This is a genomic window from Microbacterium sp. PF5 (assembly GCF_004794315.1).
GTDB lineage: Bacteria > Actinomycetota > Actinomycetes > Actinomycetales > Microbacteriaceae > Microbacterium > Microbacterium sufflavum.
In genome coordinates, this window is sequence record NZ_SSDQ01000064.1 from 1 (window position 1) to 308 (window position 308).

A 308-nucleotide genomic window follows, 5' to 3' on the forward strand; every position below is an offset into this window, starting at 1 on the left:
GATGAACGCTGGCGGCGTGCCTAATACATGCAAGTCGAGCGAATGGATTAAGAGCTTGCTCTTATGAAGTTAGCGGCGGACGGGTGAGTAACACGTGGGTAACCTGCCCATAAGACTGGGATAACTCCGGGAAACCGGGGCTAATACCGGATAACATTTTGAACTGCATGGTTCGAAATTGAAAGGCGGCTTCGGCTGTCACTTATGGATGGACCCGCGTCGCATTAGCTAGTTGGTGAGGTAACGGCTCACCAAGGCAACGATGCGTAGCCGACCTGAGAGGGTGATCGGCCACACTGGGACTGAGA

At 53.6% G+C, this 308-nt stretch carries 1 rRNA gene; it reads left to right on the forward strand.

What is annotated here, in order from left to right:
- Nucleotides 1-308, forward strand: a 16S ribosomal RNA gene (locus tag DW297_RS04475); the annotation flags it as partial.